This window comes from Azospirillum picis, assembly GCF_017876115.1.
Taxonomy (GTDB): Bacteria; Pseudomonadota; Alphaproteobacteria; order Azospirillales; family Azospirillaceae; genus Azospirillum; species Azospirillum picis.
Genome location: NZ_JAGINO010000002.1, coordinates 167029 through 185602, shown reverse-complemented (window position 1 = coordinate 185602; position 18574 = coordinate 167029). Strand labels below are relative to the sequence as shown.

At 66.5% G+C, this 18574-nt stretch carries 23 protein-coding genes and 1 tRNA gene; 14 read left to right on the top strand and 10 right to left on the bottom strand.

What is annotated here, in order from left to right:
• Window positions 1–119 precede the first annotated feature (119 nt).
• The 3 genes from dnaG (at window position 120) to J2850_RS03315 (ending at window position 4423) form a co-directional block, all read left to right on the top strand.
• Window positions 120–2036 carry a DNA primase gene (gene dnaG / locus J2850_RS03325; RefSeq protein WP_209978764.1) on the top strand — a complete coding sequence of 639 codons (1917 nt, stop codon included), beginning with the start codon at window positions 120–122 and terminating at the stop codon, window positions 2034–2036.
• Between the two features lie 166 nt (window positions 2037–2202).
• On the top strand, window positions 2203–4215 hold the full coding sequence (rpoD, locus tag J2850_RS03320; RefSeq protein ID WP_209978762.1) for an RNA polymerase sigma factor RpoD: 2013 nt from the start codon (window positions 2203–2205) through the stop codon (window positions 4213–4215).
• Window positions 4216–4347: 132 nt separating this feature from the next.
• Window positions 4348–4423: transfer RNA gene (locus tag J2850_RS03315), tRNA-Ile, on the top strand.
• Between the two features lie 73 nt (window positions 4424–4496).
• On the opposite strand, the gene J2850_RS03310 is transcribed toward J2850_RS03315, so the two are convergent.
• The 10 genes from J2850_RS03310 to J2850_RS03265 form a co-directional block, all read right to left on the bottom strand.
• A complete protein-coding gene (locus J2850_RS03310; protein ID WP_209978760.1) occupies window positions 4497–5654 on the bottom strand; it encodes a tyrosine-type recombinase/integrase in 1158 nt (385 codons plus the stop codon).
• 8 nt (window positions 5655–5662) lie between these two features.
• Window positions 5663–6022, bottom strand: coding sequence for a helix-turn-helix domain-containing protein (locus tag J2850_RS03305; RefSeq protein ID WP_209978758.1), 360 nt, complete (start codon window positions 6020–6022; stop codon window positions 5663–5665).
• A gap of 4 nt (window positions 6023–6026) precedes the next feature.
• Window positions 6027–7235, bottom strand: coding sequence for a phosphoadenosine phosphosulfate reductase domain-containing protein (locus tag J2850_RS03300; RefSeq protein ID WP_209978756.1), 1209 nt, complete (start codon window positions 7233–7235; stop codon window positions 6027–6029).
• Window positions 7236–7332: 97 nt separating this feature from the next.
• Complete coding sequence (locus tag J2850_RS03295; RefSeq protein WP_209978755.1) at window positions 7333–8256, bottom strand: hypothetical protein; 924 nt, start codon at window positions 8254–8256, stop codon at window positions 7333–7335.
• Window positions 8246–8431, bottom strand: coding sequence for a hypothetical protein (locus J2850_RS03290; protein ID WP_209978753.1), 186 nt, complete (start codon window positions 8429–8431; stop codon window positions 8246–8248). The genes J2850_RS03295 and J2850_RS03290 overlap by 11 nt, the downstream gene beginning before the upstream one ends.
• Window positions 8432–8671 carry a hypothetical protein gene (locus J2850_RS03285; protein WP_209978751.1) on the bottom strand — a complete coding sequence of 80 codons (240 nt, stop codon included), beginning with the start codon at window positions 8669–8671 and terminating at the stop codon, window positions 8432–8434.
• 6 nt (window positions 8672–8677) lie between these two features.
• Window positions 8678–8983 carry a hypothetical protein gene (locus J2850_RS03280; RefSeq protein WP_209978748.1) on the bottom strand — a complete coding sequence of 102 codons (306 nt, stop codon included), beginning with the start codon at window positions 8981–8983 and terminating at the stop codon, window positions 8678–8680.
• A gap of 56 nt (window positions 8984–9039) precedes the next feature.
• Complete coding sequence (locus tag J2850_RS03275; RefSeq protein ID WP_209978746.1) at window positions 9040–9465, bottom strand: hypothetical protein; 426 nt, start codon at window positions 9463–9465, stop codon at window positions 9040–9042.
• A gap of 498 nt (window positions 9466–9963) precedes the next feature.
• A complete protein-coding gene (locus J2850_RS03270; protein ID WP_209978744.1) occupies window positions 9964–10242 on the bottom strand; it encodes a hypothetical protein in 279 nt (92 codons plus the stop codon).
• A gap of 295 nt (window positions 10243–10537) precedes the next feature.
• Window positions 10538–11221 (bottom strand): LexA family protein, encoded by a 684-nt coding sequence (locus tag J2850_RS03265; protein WP_209978741.1) that lies wholly within the window; start codon window positions 11219–11221, stop codon window positions 10538–10540.
• Window positions 11222–11314: 93 nt separating this feature from the next.
• Here J2850_RS03265 and J2850_RS03260 point away from each other — a divergent pair, with 93 nt between their 5' ends.
• The 11 genes from J2850_RS03260 (at window position 11315) to J2850_RS03210 (ending at window position 18454) form a co-directional block, all read left to right on the top strand.
• Window positions 11315–11554: a helix-turn-helix transcriptional regulator gene (locus J2850_RS03260; protein ID WP_209978739.1), complete on the top strand. Its 240-nt coding sequence runs from the start codon at window positions 11315–11317 to the stop codon at window positions 11552–11554.
• 175 nt (window positions 11555–11729) lie between these two features.
• The gene (locus J2850_RS03255; RefSeq protein WP_209978738.1) at window positions 11730–12221 is read left to right on the top strand and encodes a phage regulatory CII family protein; all 492 of its coding nucleotides are present in this window, start codon (window positions 11730–11732) and stop codon (window positions 12219–12221) included.
• Window positions 12221–12463: a hypothetical protein gene (locus J2850_RS03250; protein WP_209978736.1), complete on the top strand. Its 243-nt coding sequence runs from the start codon at window positions 12221–12223 to the stop codon at window positions 12461–12463. The genes J2850_RS03255 and J2850_RS03250 overlap by 1 nt, the downstream gene beginning before the upstream one ends.
• Window positions 12464–12465: 2 nt before the next feature.
• Window positions 12466–12816 carry a hypothetical protein gene (locus J2850_RS03245; RefSeq protein WP_209978734.1) on the top strand — a complete coding sequence of 117 codons (351 nt, stop codon included), beginning with the start codon at window positions 12466–12468 and terminating at the stop codon, window positions 12814–12816.
• Window positions 12817–12820: 4 nt separating this feature from the next.
• On the top strand, window positions 12821–13387 hold the full coding sequence (locus J2850_RS31630; RefSeq protein ID WP_246512766.1) for a hypothetical protein: 567 nt from the start codon (window positions 12821–12823) through the stop codon (window positions 13385–13387).
• 4 nt (window positions 13388–13391) lie between these two features.
• Window positions 13392–14582, top strand: a complete 1191-nt coding sequence (locus J2850_RS03235; protein WP_209978733.1) for a phage Gp37/Gp68 family protein — start codon at window positions 13392–13394, stop codon at window positions 14580–14582.
• Window positions 14582–15004 carry an ASCH domain-containing protein gene (locus tag J2850_RS03230; protein ID WP_209978731.1) on the top strand — a complete coding sequence of 141 codons (423 nt, stop codon included), beginning with the start codon at window positions 14582–14584 and terminating at the stop codon, window positions 15002–15004. The genes J2850_RS03235 and J2850_RS03230 overlap by 1 nt, the downstream gene beginning before the upstream one ends.
• On the top strand, window positions 15001–15387 hold the full coding sequence (locus J2850_RS03225; RefSeq protein WP_209978729.1) for a hypothetical protein: 387 nt from the start codon (window positions 15001–15003) through the stop codon (window positions 15385–15387). Before J2850_RS03230 ends, J2850_RS03225 begins: the two co-directional genes overlap by 4 nt.
• Window positions 15384–17090, top strand: coding sequence for a bifunctional DNA primase/polymerase (locus tag J2850_RS03220; protein WP_209978727.1), 1707 nt, complete (start codon window positions 15384–15386; stop codon window positions 17088–17090). The genes J2850_RS03225 and J2850_RS03220 overlap by 4 nt, the downstream gene beginning before the upstream one ends.
• The gene (locus J2850_RS03215) at window positions 17083–18192 is read left to right on the top strand and encodes a DNA cytosine methyltransferase (protein ID WP_209978725.1); all 1110 of its coding nucleotides are present in this window, start codon (window positions 17083–17085) and stop codon (window positions 18190–18192) included. Before J2850_RS03220 ends, J2850_RS03215 begins: the two co-directional genes overlap by 8 nt.
• Window positions 18185–18454, top strand: coding sequence for a hypothetical protein (locus J2850_RS03210; RefSeq protein WP_209978723.1), 270 nt, complete (start codon window positions 18185–18187; stop codon window positions 18452–18454). Before J2850_RS03215 ends, J2850_RS03210 begins: the two co-directional genes overlap by 8 nt.
• Window positions 18455–18574: the final 120 nt, after the last annotated feature.

Sequence of the window (18574 nt, the reverse complement as noted above, 5' to 3'; positions counted from 1 at the left end):
CGCTGGTCCCCATACTATGCCTCTGCTATAGCCTGGGCAGGTTTCCCGGACTCCGCTCGCCCATGGGCGGCCCCGGAAAACCTGCCCAGCGCCCAACACACCCCGGTGACCGTCCGACCATGGCTTTCCCGCCCCAATTCCTGGAGGAGCTGCGCAGCCGGCTGGCCCTGTCGGAGGTGGTCTCCAAGCGCCTGCGCCTGATCCGCGCGGGCCGGGAGTTCAAGGCGCCCTGTCCGTTCCACAACGAGAAATCCCCGTCCTTCTACGTCAACGACCAGAAGGGCTTCTTCCATTGCTTCGGCTGCGGAGCCCATGGCGACGTCATCGGCTTCGTCATGCGCCACGACAACCTGGGCTTTCCCGAAGCGGTGGAACATCTCGCCGGCGAGGCCGGGCTTCCGGTACCGCGTCCGACCGAGGAGGACCGTCAGCGCTACGAACGGCGCAAGACCCTGCACGACCTGGTGGAGCAGGCGGCGCGCTGGTTCGAGCAGCAGCTTCATGCCCCGGTGGGTCGGCCGGGGCTCGACTACCTGCTGCGCCGCGGCCTGGATGGCGACACCATTGCCCGCTTCCGGCTCGGCTATGCGCCCGGCGACTCCGGGGCGCTGCGCAGCCATCTCGGCAAGCAGGGCTTTTCCGACGAGGACATGGTCAATGCCGGGTTGCTGAAGCGGCCGGACGACGGGCGTGCGCCCTACAGCTTCTTCCGCAATCGCGTGATGTTTCCGGTGACCGACCGCCGCGGGCAGGTGGTCGCCTTTGGCGGCCGCATCCTGGAGGGCGACGGGCCCAAATACGTCAATACCGCCGACACCCCGCTCTTCCACAAGGGCACACTGCTCTATGGGCTGTCGCGGGCCAGGCAGGCGGCGGCGGACGGCAAGCCGGTGATCGTCGCCGAAGGCTACATGGATGTCATCGCGCTGGTGCGCGCCGGCTTCGAGGGCGCGGTGGCGCCGCTGGGCACCGCGCTGACCGAGACCCAGGTCCAGGAACTGTGGAAGCTGATCCCGGCGGCCGAGAAGGTTCCCTTCCTCTGCTTCGACGGCGACAATGCCGGCCGGCGCGCCGCATGGCGTGCGGTGGAGCGCATCCTGCCGCATCTGGCGCCCGGCCAGTCGGCCCGGGTGGCCTTCCTGCCGGAGGGCGAGGACCCCGACAGCCTGATCCGCGCCCAGGGGGCCAAGGCGATGGGGGCGGTGCTGGAGGCGGCGATTCCGCTGTCGGAGGCGCTCTGGCGGATGGAGAGTGAGGGACGCTCCACCGATACGCCGGAAGCCAAGGCGGCCGTCAAGGCGGCGCTGGAAGGGCGCGTCTCGGCCATCGCCGACCGCGACGTCCAGAGCTTCTACCGCACCGAGATGCGTCGGCGCGTTGACGAGGCGTTCGCCCCCGTGCGATCCGGCGGCGGTTCCTGGAGCCGCCCGTGGGTTCCGGGACAGGGGCGGGGCCGTTTCGGCGAGCCGCCGCGCCGCCATGTGCCCGGCGTGCCGGGCGCCCGCACGTCGAAGCCGGCCGGCGAGGGCAGGGGGCGCGCCTCCCGCCTCGCCCTGGTGCGGGAGCGCATCCTGCTGGCCACCCTGATCAATCATCCCGAGCTTTTCGGCGAGTTGGCCGAGCCGATGGGGCTGTTGCCGTTCAGCGACCCCGAGCTGGAAAAACTGCGTTGGACGGTGATCGAATGCCTTTCCGACGAGGCCAACGGCGACTCGACACTTGACGCCGCTGCGCTTTGTCGCCACTTGTCATCCGCCGGCCATGATACGATGGTCGGTGCTTTGCTAAGCGAGTCGACCTATATCCATGCCGCTTTCGCCCGGCCGGATGCGTCACCCGATGACGCGCGGAAGGGCTGGTGGCCGGCATGGCGGCATCTGCATCATGAGAGGGTGCTCGACGATCTTAGGGAAGCGAAGACGGCTCTGACCCGTGACAACAGCGAGGCAAACTTCGCGAGGGTCGTGGCTCTTCAGCAGGAGGTCATAAAGTCCGGTCTGGGAATGACGGATGATGGTGACTTTGACGACGCCTGACGGTTGACGGTGCATGCTGTCGACGGAATGGCGTCGGTTGATGGGACGGAGCCGCATGGCGGGTTCGGGGTAGTCGGATGGTTGGGGGTGGGGCGGACGGACCGGGTGACCGGGACCGGGCGCTCTTTTCGTCTTTTCAATGGGGTAATGCGGGGGCACCGATCGCATGGCCACGAAAGCTGCGAACAGCGTTGAAGTTTCCGAAACGCGGGAGGAATCCGCAGACGGTCCTCTGATGGACGGCATGGGTTTGGCCGTCAAGAAGATGATCGCCCGCGGCAAGGAGCGCGGGTATGTCACCTATGACGAGCTGAACGCAGCGTTGCCGCAGGATTCGTCCTCGTCCGAGCAGATCGAAGACACGATGGCGATGCTGTCCGAGATGGGCATCAACATCGTCGAGTCGGAAGAGCAGGACTCGGACAACGGCGGCGAGGCCGGCGGCGACGGCGAGGGCCGCTCCGCGGGTAATCTCGACGACGACGACATCGGCCGCACCGACGACCCCGTGCGCATGTACCTGCGCGAGATGGGCTCGGTGGAGCTGCTGTCGCGCGAGGGCGAGATCGCGATCGCCAAGCGCATCGAGGCCGGCCGCGAGATGATGATCGGCGCGATCTGCGAATCGCCGCTGACCATCCGCGCCATCCTCGAGTGGCATGATTCCCTGATGGAAGGGAAGATGCTGCTGCGCGACATCATCGATCTGGACGCCACCTACGGCGGCGGCCCGGACGGCGAGGAGATGCCGGAAGGCCTGGCGGAGGCGGTCGAGTCCGCCGCGCCGAACGGTTCGCCTGCAGCCGCTGCCGGCGCCGAGGCGCCGGCCGGCGAGGAAGGCGACGAGCAGCGCCCGCCGCGCGCCGAAGGCGAGGGCGAGGAAGGCGAAGAGGGTGAGGAGGGTGAGAACAGCCTGTCGCTGTCCGCCATGGAAGCCGCGCTGAAGCCGCAGGTCATCGAGACCTTCGAGAACATCAAGGCGACGTACGACAAGCTGCACAAGCTGCACGAGTCCCGGATGGCCGCGATGCAGCGCGGCGAGGACGTGGCCAAGCAGACGGACAAGAAGTACGACAAGCTCAAGACCGAGATGGTCGAGCTGATGAACACCGTCCGCCTGAACAACCAGCGCATCGAGCAACTGGTCGAACAGCTCTATGGCCTGAACCGCAAGCTGACCGGTTTCGAAGGCCGTCTGCTGCGCATGGCGACCGATTGCCGGGTCAAGCGCGAGGACTTCCTGAACCAGTATTTCGGCCACGAGCTGGATCCGAACTGGCAGGAGCGCATCCGCGGCCTGAACCCCAAGACCTGGGGCAAGTTCGCGGAGAAGTACGACGGCGACATCCGCAGGGCGCGCGAAAGCATCGCCGCGGTTGCCGAAGAGGCGCGCCTGCCGATCAACGAGTTCCGCCGCATCGTCTCGACCGTCCAGAAGGGCGAGAAGGAGGCGAGCCGCGCCAAGAAGGAGATGGTCGAGGCCAACCTGCGCCTGGTGATCTCCATCGCCAAGAAGTACACCAACCGCGGCCTGCAGTTCCTGGACCTGATCCAGGAGGGCAACATCGGCCTGATGAAGGCGGTCGACAAGTTCGAGTACCGGCGCGGCTACAAGTTCTCGACCTACGCCACCTGGTGGATCAGGCAGGCGATCACCCGCTCGATCGCCGACCAGGCGCGGACCATCCGCATCCCGGTCCACATGATCGAGACGATCAACAAGCTGGTCCGCACCAGCCGCCAGATGCTGCACGAGATCGGCCGCGAGCCGACCCCGGAGGAACTGGCCGAGCGGCTGATGATGCCGCTGGAGAAGGTGCGCAAGGTCCTGAAGATCGCCAAGGAGCCGATCTCCCTCGAGACGCCCATCGGCGACGAGGAGGATTCGCATCTCGGCGATTTCATCGAGGACAAGAACGCGGTCCTGCCGCTCGACGCCGCCATCCAGGCGAACCTGCGCGAGACGACGACCCGCGTGCTGGCCTCGCTGACGCCGCGCGAGGAACGTGTCCTGCGCATGCGCTTCGGCATCGGCATGAACACCGACCACACGCTGGAAGAGGTCGGCCAGCAGTTCAATGTCACCCGCGAGCGCATCCGTCAGATCGAGGCGAAGGCGCTGCGCAAGCTGAAGCATCCGTCGCGGTCGCGCAAGCTGCGCAGCTTCCTCGATACCTGAGCGGGGACGGTCGTTCAGCGTTGGCAAACGGGGGCCTTTCGGCCCCCGTTTGCTGTGCGGCCGATCTTCGGCACGCTGCGAACGAGGGGTTGCATTCCCCGAACGCTTTGTCGCAAAGTGCGGCCCGCGGAAGGGCCTGTAGTTCAGCGGTTAGAACGCGCCGCTCATAACGGTGTTGTCGTCGGTTCGAATCCGGCCGGGCCCACCATCTTTTCAACGGGTTAGCCACCCTCCCGGATGGGAAAGCGGCCGATGGGAAAGCAATGGGAAAGCAAGGGCGGTCAACGGGTCGCCCGCAGGACCAAAGCTTCAGCCTTCAGGGCTTGTCGGATGACGCTGATGGTGCCGTCCGAGACGCCCGTGATTGCCTTCACCTGGGCGTGAGGCACCCCCTCTAGGATCAGGCGGCGGACCTCCGCCCGCTTCTCCTCGCCGATGCCGCGCCGGATGGCCTTGCCGGTCGGTGCGGTCATGACCGTAGGCGCGTCGCCCCCGGCCTGGGGCGGCTGCTGGCTAGCTTTCGTCATCGTCCCGAGTCGCTGCATCACCGCGTCGATCGCCGCTGCCGCGTCGGCCAGATAGCCCGGCTCGTAGGGTGCATAGACCGCGGTCGTGGCTGCCGCGCCTTGGGGGAGGTGCCCAAGGAAGATGCTGATCTGATCGCCAGGGACGCCGGCCTTGCGCAGCTCGCGGGCCATGGTGTGGCGGATCGAATAGGGGGTAACTCGTGCGTCGAGACCGGCGGTCTCTCTCGCGACTCGGAAGGCCGCGAGGATCGAGGTGACGGGCTTCCCCCGATAGGTGACGAACCGGCCGGTCTTCTTTTCGGCGGTCTCGGTCAGCCACGGGGTCAAGGCGGCGGCGACGGGTATCACGGGCCGCCATTTCTTGTTCTGGATGCGGCCGGGCGGGTTGAGCGTCAGGACGCCATGTTCTGCGTCGTACTGACCCGCTGTCATGTCCAGAACCGCCGCCGGCCGCGCCAGGGTGCCGATGGCGAGCATGAGGTACATCAGCATGTGCCGGGACTGCGCCGCGTCAATCAGACGGGCTAACTCGTCCAGGGACAGCGGGCGGCCCTTCGGCTCACGGGATCGTAGCTCCTCCGCTGGGCGGAAGCCGGAGATGAAGGGGACCGACTCGACCTCTTCGTTCTTCCTGGCATGGTTCAGCGCCGCGCGGAGCGTCGAGAGGATGCGGTCTATCCCGCCGGGCCCGGTGCCCAGCTCGGCGAGGTGTTGGCGGAACCGGCGCTGTGCGTCAGGGGTGATGTCCGCGACGGTCTTGCCCTCCCACCATTCCTGTATCAGGCGCAGCTCACGCTTGGCTGTCTTGGCAGAGGGGAGGGCGTGTGCGCGGTCTGTCCAATACCGTAGGGCGAGGGTGTCTATCAGCGCCTGCGACCGCGGAGCGTGCCGCGGTCGCTCATTGTCCAGCACCCAGGCGATCAGCGCGCGGTGGGCCGTCTGAAAGTCTCTCTCGCCAGTCGAGACGCGGCGGACCTGACGGCAGGATCGATCGTACCATGTCCGGTACCAGACGCCCGAGTCGCGTCCGGGTTTGGTTTCGAGCCAATATCCCTGGAAATACCCTGGCTTGTTGGTGTGGTCTGGCATGGCTCGATGCAGTGGCTGTTGAAGTAGGCTTTGAGTTGATCGGGCAGGTAGAAGATTTTGTTCAGGATGCGGACATGACCGATCTGGCCGCTCTTGCGCAAGGCTCGCAGCGATCCAATCGAGATCCCGAGTTCCCGCGCGGCGTCGGGTTCGGTCAGCCTGATCGGTAGGACGGTACCCTTCTCGGTCATTTCGTCACCTCACCAGCAGGGGCTGCACGGCCCCGTCGCCATAGATCATGTCCTGCGGGACATCGCCTGTCGGCTCGTCCCCATCCCAGCCGTTTGGCCAAGTGCCGGCGGCGATCAGCTCCCGGATGCGGTTTTCTTCCTCTGCGTTCAGCATGTCGATGACGGGGCGGCCGCTCTGCGCGGCGGCCTCGTTCACCGCGGCCTGGATCGTCAGGATGCGGTCTAGACCCATCAGCCGGGCTTCGAAGGTCAGCGGCCCCATGCGCTGCCTGTTCTTCGCCTTGGCGATGGTGCCATCGGCGTTCAGCCCGGTCTTCTTCAGCCGGTGTTGCGGCAAGCGCAACTCGCGGTACAGCGGCTTCAGACCGCGTAGGGGCGACAGGTACGCCCACTTCGGTGACTTCAGGATCGACTCCAGCGCCAGCTCCTTCTGGGCCAGCGGGCAGCCGGTGCAGCCCGTGCGGGCGTTGATCTCCTCCGCCTCGTCCCCGCCGTAGGCATCGGCAATATCCGCCGTGGCCCAGCCGGCGGCGTGTGCATCGAACATCAGCCATTCCCAGACATGACAGACCCGCCAGTGCAGCAGCGGGGCCAGCGTGGCGATTCGCCCCCGGATACCCCTCGCTGCCGGCAGAACCTGCTGATACCAGCCCTGGCCGCATTCGCCGCCATCCTTGCCGCAGGACATGGCGATGCGCTGGTCGCGGGCGGCGCTCTCGCCCAGGCGCACCCCGGTGATCATCAGGAAGGTGCCGTCGACGGCGTTGATCTGCTGTTCGATGGCCGCCGTCATCGGGTCCACCTTGATCTGACGGGTGCACCATCTCAGGGTGTTGTTGTTCGGAGGTGGTACCCCGCGCCCCAGAATGTAGACGAGGAAGCGCTTTTCGAGCGGGGCCGTGACCACGCGTACCGCGATCCCGCGCGCCTGGAGCTGATCCATGATCCGATGGGCAGCGATGGCGAGCGGCGGCAGCTCCTGACGGGTGTCGGCATAGAAGACCGTCAGCGAGCGCGGCCGGGGGATGCGCCCGGTGTCCAGCAGGTGCACCAGCAAGGTTAGGGTGGCGGAGCTGTCCTTCCCGCCGCTCCAGGCGATCCCCCAATGCGCGTGATCGCTGCCATGCGCCAGCAGGCTCTGCACCGTCAGTTCGACAGCCTCATCCTTGTGCAGGCGCTCGCGGTCCCAGAGGGTGGCTTGCAGCTTGGTCATGATGTCACCTGTCCGCGGCAGGCGGAGAGAAACCACACGAACCCGCCGGCATAGCCGGCGAGGATCGCGGTGATGGTCAGGGTGGGCAGCAGGATGGTCATTCCTCGCCCTCCGCCGGGAAGAGGAAGCTGCGGACGTCGTCCCAGCGGTCGGCCGTGCGTTCGAGCTGCGCCCGATATTCGTCTTCACGGGAGATGGCGGCTTTCCAGGCGTCGCCGTCGATCAGCCCGTCAATCTGGTCGCGGATCAGCTTGTCGATGACAGTGGGGTCGAGCGCGTCCAGCTCCCAGGACTGGTCGCCGTGGCGCTTGATGTAGTCGGCGAATCGGCTGTCACCCTCTTTGGCCGGATTGGGCGGTGGGCGATAGCGCCGGACCTGATCCATGTTCAGCGCCAACCGGCGGATTTCGACGATGTCTTCCGCCCCGGCAAACAGAGCAAGCCGCTCGTCATTGTCGCGGGTCATGTCCAACCCGGACGGGTCATGGTCGCCCAGGTGCAGCACGACCACGTGCTTGCCGGCACGGTGCTTCTTCCGAAGCCGGCGGCCAGCTCGCCACTGTTCGCTCTGGCTGGTGTAGCCACGGCAGGCGAAGAACGGCACATAGAACTCGTTGCACACCGGCTCGATGACACCGATGAGCGCTTCCTTCTCAATCCACACTTCGACGTGGGCGGGCTGGTCGGCCCAGCGGTTCACCCGGAACTGTGCCGCGCAGGCGTCGATGATGCTTTCCGGATCCTCCCAGGTCGACACGCTCTGGAGATTGCGCGTGCGGTCTTCGATGGCCTCCCAGTCGATGAGCCCCGCCATCCGACCGTTGTTCACGATCTGCCCGAGCCGCTTGTACGACTGCATGGTGTTCGGGATCAGTGCCCGCGCCACGAACTGGTAGTAGAGCTGGCGCAAGGTCAGTACGAAACCCTGCCGCTGATATTCGGCGATGATGTCGTTCGCCTGGAGGATGACCGCTTCGTTCTTGGCGGTGAAGCGCATCTCCACGAACTGCTCACGGGGCATGGCAGTCAGCCCCCTTCGGAAGGAGGTGGCGGCCGATCAGGGCGATGGTGTCTTCGCGCGTCGGCAGAGAGGCAAACGATTCACCCTCTTCGGTTGTGCAGGCGTCGCACAGGCGCGTAGTGCGGTCGATGCGGGTGTGTTCGCCACAGTTGTGGCAATGGCCGATGACGGACATTCAGTGCCCCTCCGGCTGGCTGCGTTCGGCGGCGTCACGCTCCGCGCGCTCCTTGGCCGCAATCAGCTCCCAGGCGTTCTTCAGTTCGGTCCGCACCTTGTCGATCCCTTCGGCAAGATCGGCGTGGCCCAGGTCGTAGAAAGCCTGGGCGGCAGCTTCCAACTCGTCATAGAGCTTGCTGTATCGCTTCCAGTTCAGCGGGAACCTGTTCGTCTTGATGGAAAGCAGGGGGGTAACCATGCGTCCTCACTTCCGCCGCTCGCGGCGGCCGGTCTTGGGGTTGAAGGTGCGGGGCCGCCACCGCCGGCCGGCGGCGCGGTCTTCGTCGAGGAAGGTGCTGACAAGGGCGGTGACCACGGCGAGCGCGCCGGGTTGGCGAAGGACGCGCCACGTCATCACCGCTTCGTAGAGCTTCGCGCCGCGCAGCCGCGCCCGGTTGTTCCAGGCGATGCGGCAGGCCGGGCGGCAAAATTCCTGTGCCAGATCGGTGGCCTTGTAGGCGGCTCCGCATTCCCGACACACCGACCCACCGGCCGGATGGGCGGGGGCCATTCCTGGGGCTTCTGGCGGAACGCGTGTACACGCCGCGGATTTGCTGAGGTTCTGCATCACTGGACCCGCAGACGCAGGTTCAGGAAGTAGATGCAGCTCGCCTTCTGACGCCGCAGACCATGGCGTCCGAGCTGCATCATCAGCCCCTTGCGGGTGATCGGCTCCAGGCCGCGGGGCTGGCACCAAGCGACGTAGGCGGTCCACAGCGCCTCCGCCTTCAGGCGGGCACCGGGGGCCGGTTCCGTGCAGTCGGAGAGGAAGGAGTCGACCCAGTCGGGCGTATCCTTCCCCTTGCTGTGTGCGTCCAGCGGCGGCAGGGGGGAAGACCGCCACAGCCGGCGGGCGGCGTCGCGACCGCCCAGCATGCGCGCCTCCCGGATGATGTCGATCCACAGGCGGTAGACCGCTTCAAGGTCGGGGTCGTGCGTCTGCGGGAGGGCGGGCAAAGCTCCGCCGTCCACCGGATCGGTGGTGTCGGTCATGTCGATGTCTCGGGGTGTGGTCCCGGTGACCCCCGGCAATTCCGCCGACGCCGGGGGTCTCTGGCTGGGACACACGCTATGTGGCTGGGATGCGCCAGCCGCGCCCGCTGCCTAGTGCGGCGGCGGCCGGAACGGATGCCGCATGCCTCCGCTCGGGTCGTCGTCGCAATATACCCCCGCAGGTCGCGGCCGGGCGATTAAGTCGCCCGGCCGCGTGTGCTACTGTGTTTTTGTTCAACCAAGCACAGGAGCTACCCGTGGAACCGTTTTTCGCGATGATTGAGGGCCGCTTCGCCGCCATCGAATTTGTCTTGGAGCAACTTATATCCCGCCAGTGCTTGACGGCCCCTAACCCCGTTCAAAATGCTCTGGAAGCAAGAGACCGGATGAAGGTCCTTCTCAGCAGAACCACTGCAGGACCAGGGATGAACCCGGAGGACTTTGAGCAGATATCTGCCGAGATGTCCAAGTACATGAACTACCTTATGAACAGGGTAGTTAAGCGCGTTCAAGATGTGGCTGACGATGAATAGACGGTCCTGACTTTCCGATGATCTGAAAGCCGCTTGACCGTCCGCGGCTCGACCCGAGAAGTTGTCGGGCGTAGCCGCGGGCGGCTTCGATGTGGGTCTTGATGTCGCTGGCGCTGAAGTCGGTCAGCAGGTCGGCTTCCGTCACCGCGTCGCCGGAGCCGCCCAGATCGGCGATTTTCCGTCCCATCTTACGGGCGGTCGGGTGCATTTCGGAGGGGCTGCGCATCGTGTGGCGGTGCTTCATATCGCGTTTCCCTGAAAAGCTCCCCGGCGGGCCGCGTCTCAGCCGCGCCGGGGCAGGTTGGGAGGAACGCCAAGTCGCGGCTATCAACCGGTGCTCACGACCAAGCGCGGCACATATATACACATACGCATATCTGGCGACAAAGAGAAAAATGCAGGTCTGTATGAGAACCCCGTTTTCATGCGTGATTATGCAGGGGGGGGAGGCAGAAGCTTGGCCGCATATGGTGCGACTGATACCGCACCATTCTCAGCCTATGGTGACGGTCGGCAGTCGATGTGAGCGAGCCGAGAGGTTAGCGCCTACGGAGGAATGGGCGGTACGAACCAATGACGAGGCCAGCGATTACCACTGTCTCCACATCATCCTCATGGCCGTTACGGAGCTTGATGGGGCGTTGAAATGCTGGGTGGTCTGACTCAGGCACAAGCCACGGCTCGTCATCCATAACAACGAGCTTCTTAACCGTAGCTTCGATGCACCCATCAGCGCGATGGCGCTCAACAACTACGTAATCATTCGGCTGCGGTTCTTCGCCCAAATCCTCAAAGCGGATGCACTCTACAACAGAGCCTTCAGGAAAGACGCGGTTCATAGATGGCCCGCGCACTTCCAGCCCGAAACGCTTTATTTCGGGATACTGAGGGTGTGGCGGAAGGGAAACCGAATACCACTCGTCGCGATTCCACTCCACTGCTTCCACCCAATGACCGGCTTGCACTGCGCCGACCACGAATACGAGCTGCAAGGTTAACTCTTCGTTGACCTGCTGCCCGAATGCAAACTGCTGCGGCGTTTCACCCGCCAAATCGGCCAGAGCTACGATCTGATCGAACTCCGGCTCGCTCTTGCCCAGCTCCCAGCGGCTCACAGTGGGCTGAGTGACGCCAAGCAGTTCGGCGAACTCAGCCTGATTCAGCCCGCGCGATTTGCGGAGCTGCTTGATGCGTTGGGCGAGCGGGTTCATGAGGAACGGCATATTCGCTTGCGTATCACATGGCAAATACGAGGTGGCATAATCATTGGGATAACCCCTTGCCCCTTTATACGTATGTGCATATAGTCGCGGCTCATGAACGCCATCCGCCGCATCCGATGCGAAATTCTCCAGCTCACGCAGGCCGAATTGGCGCGAGCGGCTGGAACCACCCAAGCCACCGTAAGCCGATGGGAGCGTGATGAAGCAGAACCGTCGCTGAGCGAGATGACCCGCATCCGGACCCGCGTGAAGGAGGCCGGTTTACCCTGGGACGACGCGTGGTTCTTCGAGCCGCCACCGGCGATGGCCGGTCGGAAGGCAGTCGCCGCATGACTGGAATAATTGCAACTGGCGGCCGGTGCGTGCCGCAGCAACCAACTCGTTCCGGGCTGGGAGGCTGGCTGCCATGGGTGTCGGCACTTCGTCTGCTGAGGGTCTTCGGGCATGGCTGTAATATGAATGCGAGAATAATTGCCGTCCTGTTCAATCCAAGAGAGAGTGTCGGACAATGACAAAGCGCCGTGATCCGCTGTCCTTGGAGGACGGCGTATTTCTTGCCCATGCCTGCCTGGGCGATGCTGGGGTCGAGGAAATCACCGGGAAAAGCGCCCGGCTGGTGCGCATGTGGTCGGACCCCGACGACGATGCCCACAAGATCCCGCTGATCCAGGCCCTGAAGCTGGATCGCGCGCTTGTGGTGCGGGGCGAGCATCCCGCGATCCTGACCGCCTACAAGGCGGAGCTGCGCCGCGCCCATGCCGCCGCCACCGTGCCCGGCGACCCCATGGCCCGTCTCGCCGACGCGATGGCGGAGATGGGTGACCTTGCCGAAGAGCTGCGCCGCGCCCGCTGTCCGACTGGTGACGGCGGGCGGCAGATCACCCCAGAGGAGGCGCGGGAAATCCTGCGCGAGTTGGGCGACCTGCGCAGCGTCCTTCTGGCGCTGGAGACGGACGTCACCTCATGCCTGCCGGCGCTCCGGCCTGTCGAGGTGGCGTGATGACTGCGCTACTGACCAACCGTGGTTGTGCCCTGGTGCTGTCCGGCCGGATGGATCATCCCGCTGATGCGCGATTCCTCGCTGCCTGGGGCGAGGGTGCCACCGCCCGGATTGCGGGCGAGCTGGCGACGGAGAACCCGTACCTGCCCGACACCATCAGCGGCTGGGGCTGGGCGGCCGGCTGGACCGAGACCGATCCGCTGATCGCGGCGATGCCCACCGTCGACCGCGGAGGGCTGTAGCCATGACCGGCCCGCGTGACCTCGACCCCGGCATCGCCCTGTCGCTGGCCTGCGGCCGGGTGCTGGTCGGCAAGCCGCATGAGGATGACCGGGCGGCCCTGGCCGAAGCCATCTTCGCCGTTCCCGACCGTCCCAGCGCCGCGCGCGGGCTGTCCCAGGTCGCACGGGCATGGCTTGCCGGCGACCTCGACAACCGGGCGCTGACCGCTGCCCTGACCGTCTTCAACGCTCCTTTCTGCGACGGCGGGTCTGCCGGCCGTCGCCCCCATCCGCCGGCCGTGCCGGGCGACCAGATGCCGCCCCGCGCCGCCGCCACCCACGCCGCGAGAACGGCCCAAGCCCTGGAGGATTGACCCCATGTCCGCCACGTTGAACGCGTTCCTCCGCAGTGCATGCGAGGGACGCGAAGCCTCTGTGCATGTCCGCGTCAGCCACCTGTACGGCGACTATACCCGGTTCTGCGCCGGGCACGGCGTGCAGCCGGTGCAACGCAAGAAGTTCGCCCGGCTGCTGCGGAAGGAGGGGCTGACCGTCACCCTCGACGATGCAGGCATCACCTGGGTGCGGGGAATCGTCTTCGCGCTGGAACTGCCGTCCGGTCTGGACCAAGCGGACAGGGACGCCCTGCGCCTGATCGCGCTGGAGCTGGCGCGGCAAAGGGTGGGCGAGGGTTTTACCGCCGCGCATGACGGTGCCCACGATCCGGGCGACTTGGAGATGGCCGGCGGCTGCTACCTGCTGAACGCGGGGACGTCGGACAAAGAGCGCGCCGACTTCCCCGCGGGCGCCCCCTGCGACCTGTGGCCCTGGGAGAACCGGTGGTGGAAGCCGGCGAGCCGCGTCCGGGATGCGGTGCGCGGTTCGGCGCTGGGCGCGGCCGGTATCGCCACCCGCCTACGGGCTGGCGAGCGGGCGGAGGGCTGACGCCATGGGAGACCATTGCACCATCGAATGGGTGGTCGCGCTCGCGCGGCAGATCAACGCCATCCCGGCCAGCCTCAACCCGATCCGGGGGTGCAGCCGTCTCAGCGAAGCCTGCCGGAACTGCTATGCGGCCAGCATCGCCCATCGCTTCGGCCACAAGGGGAACGGCGTCTATGCGGGCTTGACCAATCTGGACCCCGCCGGAACGCCCCGCTTCAACGGCACCCTCCGCTGGGTGCCGGAGGTGCTGAATACGCCGATCAATGCCAAGCGCAGCCGTGTGTATTTCGTCTGCGACATGTCGGACTTGTTCCACGGCAGCGTCGAACAAGACTGGATCGATCAGGTCTATGCCATGATGGCGCTGTGCCGGCATCACCATTTCCTGCTGCTGACCAAGCGGCCGGATCGGATGCGGCATTATTTGGCCTCGGTGGAAACGCCGTATCGGATCAACAGGTGCCTCTACAGGCTTGGCAGCCAATCTACACGGGCTGGCGATCTGCACTTGTCGCTGAAGGTGCTGGACGAAGGCACCAAGGATCGCCTGCCTGATTGGCCGCTCCCGAACGTCTGGACCGGTGCGACCGTCGAGGATCAGTCGGCAGCGATCGAACGCGTTCCGCACCTTTCGCGAACGCCATCTGCCGGGCGCTTCCTCTCATGCGAGCCGCTGCGGGGGGCGCTGGACCTGACCGATATTCCGTTCAGCTACAACGGTGTGAACGGCGGAACGGTCAAGGTGCTGAATGCCCTGACCGGTAATATCGCTGTTGTCGATCCGGTGTTTGGCCCTGCCGAAGGGGTCTCTGCCTTGGATTGGGTGATCTGCGGCGGCGAGAGTGGTCCCCGCGCCCGGCCCAGCCATCCGGATTGGGTCCGGACGCTTCGCGACCAGTGCGCCAAGGCGGGCGTGCCGTTCCTGTTCAAGCAACATGGCGAGTTTCGCGAGTTTGACACCGGAAGCCCCGCGGTCGAGGTGATCGAGACCGACGACGAGTTCTCCAACACGATCAACCCGGCCGACCTGGGCGCGGTCAAGCCGGTGTTCGTTGCCATGGATGGGCGCAGCTTCGCCCACTTCACCGACGTTCCCGAGGGCCTTCCTGTCCGGCTGATGGAGCGTCTCGGCAAGAAGGCCGCCGGCCGTCTGCTGGATGGCCGGACCTGGGACGAAGTCCCGGAGGTGGCGTAATGGTCGCCTACAGCTTCAACAAGCGGTTCGCCGACCGCATCGTCGCCGGCCTGGAACCCGGCCCGCTGCTGCCGGGGATGAAGCGCCAGACCATCCGGGCGCCGCGCAAGCGCCATGCCCGGCCGGGTGAAGAGCTTCAGCTCTATGTCGGCATGCGGACCCTGTCCTGTCGCCTACTGGGCCGCGCGATCTGCACCGCCTGCGTCCCCGTCACCCTCATTCTTGGCCGCCAGCCTTCGGTGATCGTCGGCGGAGAGGATGGCGGCCTTGCGCAGATCATCACCGACACGCCCGGTCTGAACGAGTTCGCCCACTATGACGGCTTCAGCAACTGGGCTGACCTCTGCGGCTTCTGGGCTGATGCCCATCCGGGCCTGCTGGAGTTCCGCGGCGTCCTGATCCGTTGGGAGCCACGGCCATGACCACCGCCAGCTATCTCGGCGACCTGCGGCGGCTGGCCCAGGACGCTACCAGCATCGCGGCCGAATGCGAGGTGCTGCACACCGCCATCTTGAGCCTGCGGGCCGGCCGCCGCATCACCGTCGACACTCACCAGCACCTGGGCTTGCGCCGGCAGATCAGCGACGTTGCCGCCGGCCGGCTGATGCCCATCACGCTGGTGGGGACCGCGCTGGTGCTCATGCCCGCCGGCTTCCGCCTGGAGACCAGCGACCGGCGGGCGGCCATCAGCCGGGGCGGGCAGGGCTATGCCTCGGAACGCCTGTGGTCGCTGGCCCTATCCATCGCTGATGCCTGCCTCTGGGCGCATGTCCACGATCTGACGTCCGGGGAGGTTCGGCCATGACCGAAGTTGCCGGACCGGAACTGTTCGAGGCGGCGGCGGCCTATGCCGCCCGCGGCTGGGCGGTGTTCCCGTGCGTGGCCGGGGACAAGCTGCCGTACAAGGAAAAGGACTTCTTCGAGCACGGCGTGCTCGACGCCAAGACCTCCCCTTATTGGGTGAAGCAGTATTGGACCCGCTGGCCGCGGGCGAATGTCGGTCTGGCAGCCGGGGAACAGTCCGGCTGGTGGGTGATGGACGCCGACATCAAAGAAGCGGTGGGCGACAAGCCGGCGGAAAACGGCTTCGAGACGCTGCAGATCCTTGAGGAGCTGTTCGGGGAGCCGCTGCCGGAGACGCTGGGGCAGAACACCCCCAGCGGCGGCCGGCATTGGCTGTTCCGCTGGCCGGGCCGCCCGGTCAAGAACAGCGCGCGGTCGCGTCTGGGCCCCGGCCTCGACACCCGATCGACCGGCGGTTACATCCTCGCCGCGCCTTCCATCCACCCGAACGGTGGGCGGTATGACTGGATCGGCAGTCCCGACGTCACGCCCATCGCTCCGGCCCCGGAGTGGATGATTCGGCTGCTGATGGGAGAGCCGGAAGACCTCGACTGGTTGCGCCTGCGCCTCGACGGCCGCGAGCTGCCGGCCTTCCTCGCCAAGCGCATCGGTCAGCCGGTGCCGAAGGCCGTCCGCACTCCTTCGACCAAGACCGAACGTATCTCCGCCTATGCCCGCGCGGCCCTGGATGACGAGGTGAAGCGGGTTCGCCAGACCGGCCCCGGCAACCAGAACAACGCGCTGAACGAAGCCGCCTTCAAACTGGGCGGGCTGGTCGCCACCAATGCCCTGCCGGAAGACCTTGTCGCGCAGCACCTGATGGCTGCGGCGCTGGGGTGGAGCCATGACCCGCGGAAGGGGCCGTGGAAGCCGGACCATCTGGAGAAGATCATTGCCGGCGGCATCGAGGCGGGCCGGCAGCACCCGCGCGAGGTGCCGGAGCCTCCGGCCCAACAGCAGCGACGCTATCAGCCCCAGCGTCGCCGCCGTAGCGATGCCCCCTCCGCCGCCACGCTGGGCGTTCAGATGGCCGCCGGCCGGGCGGTGTGGAATGCCCGCGCCGCATCGCTGGTCGACACCCCCGCCGCCGCCTTCCTTGCTGCCAACGGCGTGGACCCGTCGACCGCGGGGCCGTGGTTCGGCTTCGGCGAGGTAGACTATCTGCATGCCCCGGACGGGGCGGAGCCGGTGTGCATCGGCCGATGGCCCGCCCTGCTGGCGGGGATGGCGCGGTGGCCGGACCGGGACGGCAAGCCGGAGGTGCGCGCCGTGCTGGCGACCTTCCTGTCGCCGGATGGCCGCATGGCGACGATCGCCGATCCCAGCACGGGCGAGGTGCTGCCGTCCCGCCGCCTAATCGGGGCTTGGCAGGGTGCGGCGGTGCGCCTGGGCAAGCTGTCGGGGGAGCGGCTGCACGTCGCCACCGGGGCCGTGATCGGGCTTCAGACCCGCGCCGCCTATCCAGGCGTGCCGGTGTGGGTCGGCGGGCCGGTGTCGGCTCTGCTGCATCTGGCACTGCCGGAGACGGTGCGGGACGTGATCGTGATCGGCGCGGATGCCGCGTCGGACGAGCTGCGGGCCAGGGTGGCGATGTCGCTGGGCGGTGATCGCCGGGTGACCGTGCGCTTCACCCGGCGGGCGCGGAATGGGGGCGGGCATGGGTAAAGCGCGCGCCTACTACAACGAACGCGATGCCTATGCGGCGGCATGGCTGCGCAACCTGATCGCCGTCGGCCTGATAGCGCCCGGCGATGTGGACGAAAGGGACATCCGTGACGTTAGACCTGCTGACTTGGCGGGATACACCCAATGCCACTTCTTTGCCGGCATCGGGGTCTGGAGCCGCGCCCTGCGTCTCGCCGGATGGCCGGATGACCGGCCCATTTGGACCGGATCATGCCCTTGCCAACCTTTCTCCCAGGCAGGCACAGGCGATGGGTTTGCTGATGAGCGGCACCTATGGCCGTTCTGGCACCACCTCATCCGCGTCTGCGGCCCTGACGATGTCCTTGGCGAACAGCTTGCGTCGGACGACGGCCTGGTCTGGCTCGACCTTGTTCACGATGACTTGGAAGGCGAGGCGTACACCGTTGGGGCGGTTGATCTCTGCGCTGCGGGCGTCGGTGCGCCGAACATCCGGCAGCGATTGTTCTTCATGGCCCACACCAGCCGCATCGGACGGCGGGCGGGGTGGGCGGCTGACAGCGGGGATGTCCGGAACATCGCTTCCCCAGGCAGTCAACTCGGCGCTGGGAAGCTGGCCAACGCCAACAAGGGCCGATGCAGCCGGCGGGCCGGACAAGTGCCGTCGAGACACGGGCGCTCCGAACTCGCAACTGAAGACCATTGCTTCGCTGGCCGGTTGGCCGACACCAACGGGAAACGATGCGCTGCGCCATCCAGCGCCAGGGTTCACGACCAAGAACATCACGCTGAACCATGCAGCATCCTGGGCGACGCCTGCGGCGAGGGATTGGCGGTCGGATCGATCGCAGAAAACTACGGAGGAGCTGTACGGCTCCAAAGGCGTGTCGCTCCCGCGGCAGGCCCTGTTAACGGCTTCTGGGGCAACGCACAGTGGGTCTGGTGCGAAGACCAGCGGTGGCGGCCAGTTGAACCCGGCACATTCCCGCTGGCTCATGGGGCTGCCGCCCGAGTGGGACGCCTGCGCGCCTATGGGAACGCGATCAACGCGGAAGCTGGAGCGGAATTCGTCCGGGCCGTCCGGTGGGTCATGACCGAACTTCAGGGCGGCGGCCATGGATGATGCCGCCGCCCGCATGCTGGCCTTCCGCTACATGACCACGACCACGCGCCGCGCGCCGGACGTCTACCGCTGGTGCCGCCGGCTGCTGGGGCACCGTGACCGCGCCCGCGACTGCAACGCCCTGTGGTCGGATGCCTTCGACCTGCTGGCCGTGCTGATCGCCGATAGCGAGCTGTTCGCCGCCGGCATCGCCCGGCGGGTGGCCGTGGCCGAGCGAGCGACGGCCAAATTCGACCAAGACCGAACGAGGGTCGCCGCGTGACCAAGCCAGCCTCCCCCGCGCCCCTCCTGTTCGATCTGCCTCCGATTGGGGGTGATGCTCCCTCGCGGGCGTCCTCGCTGTCGGGCAAGCCTGCGTCCTGGCGTTGGGGCAGCCTCGCCC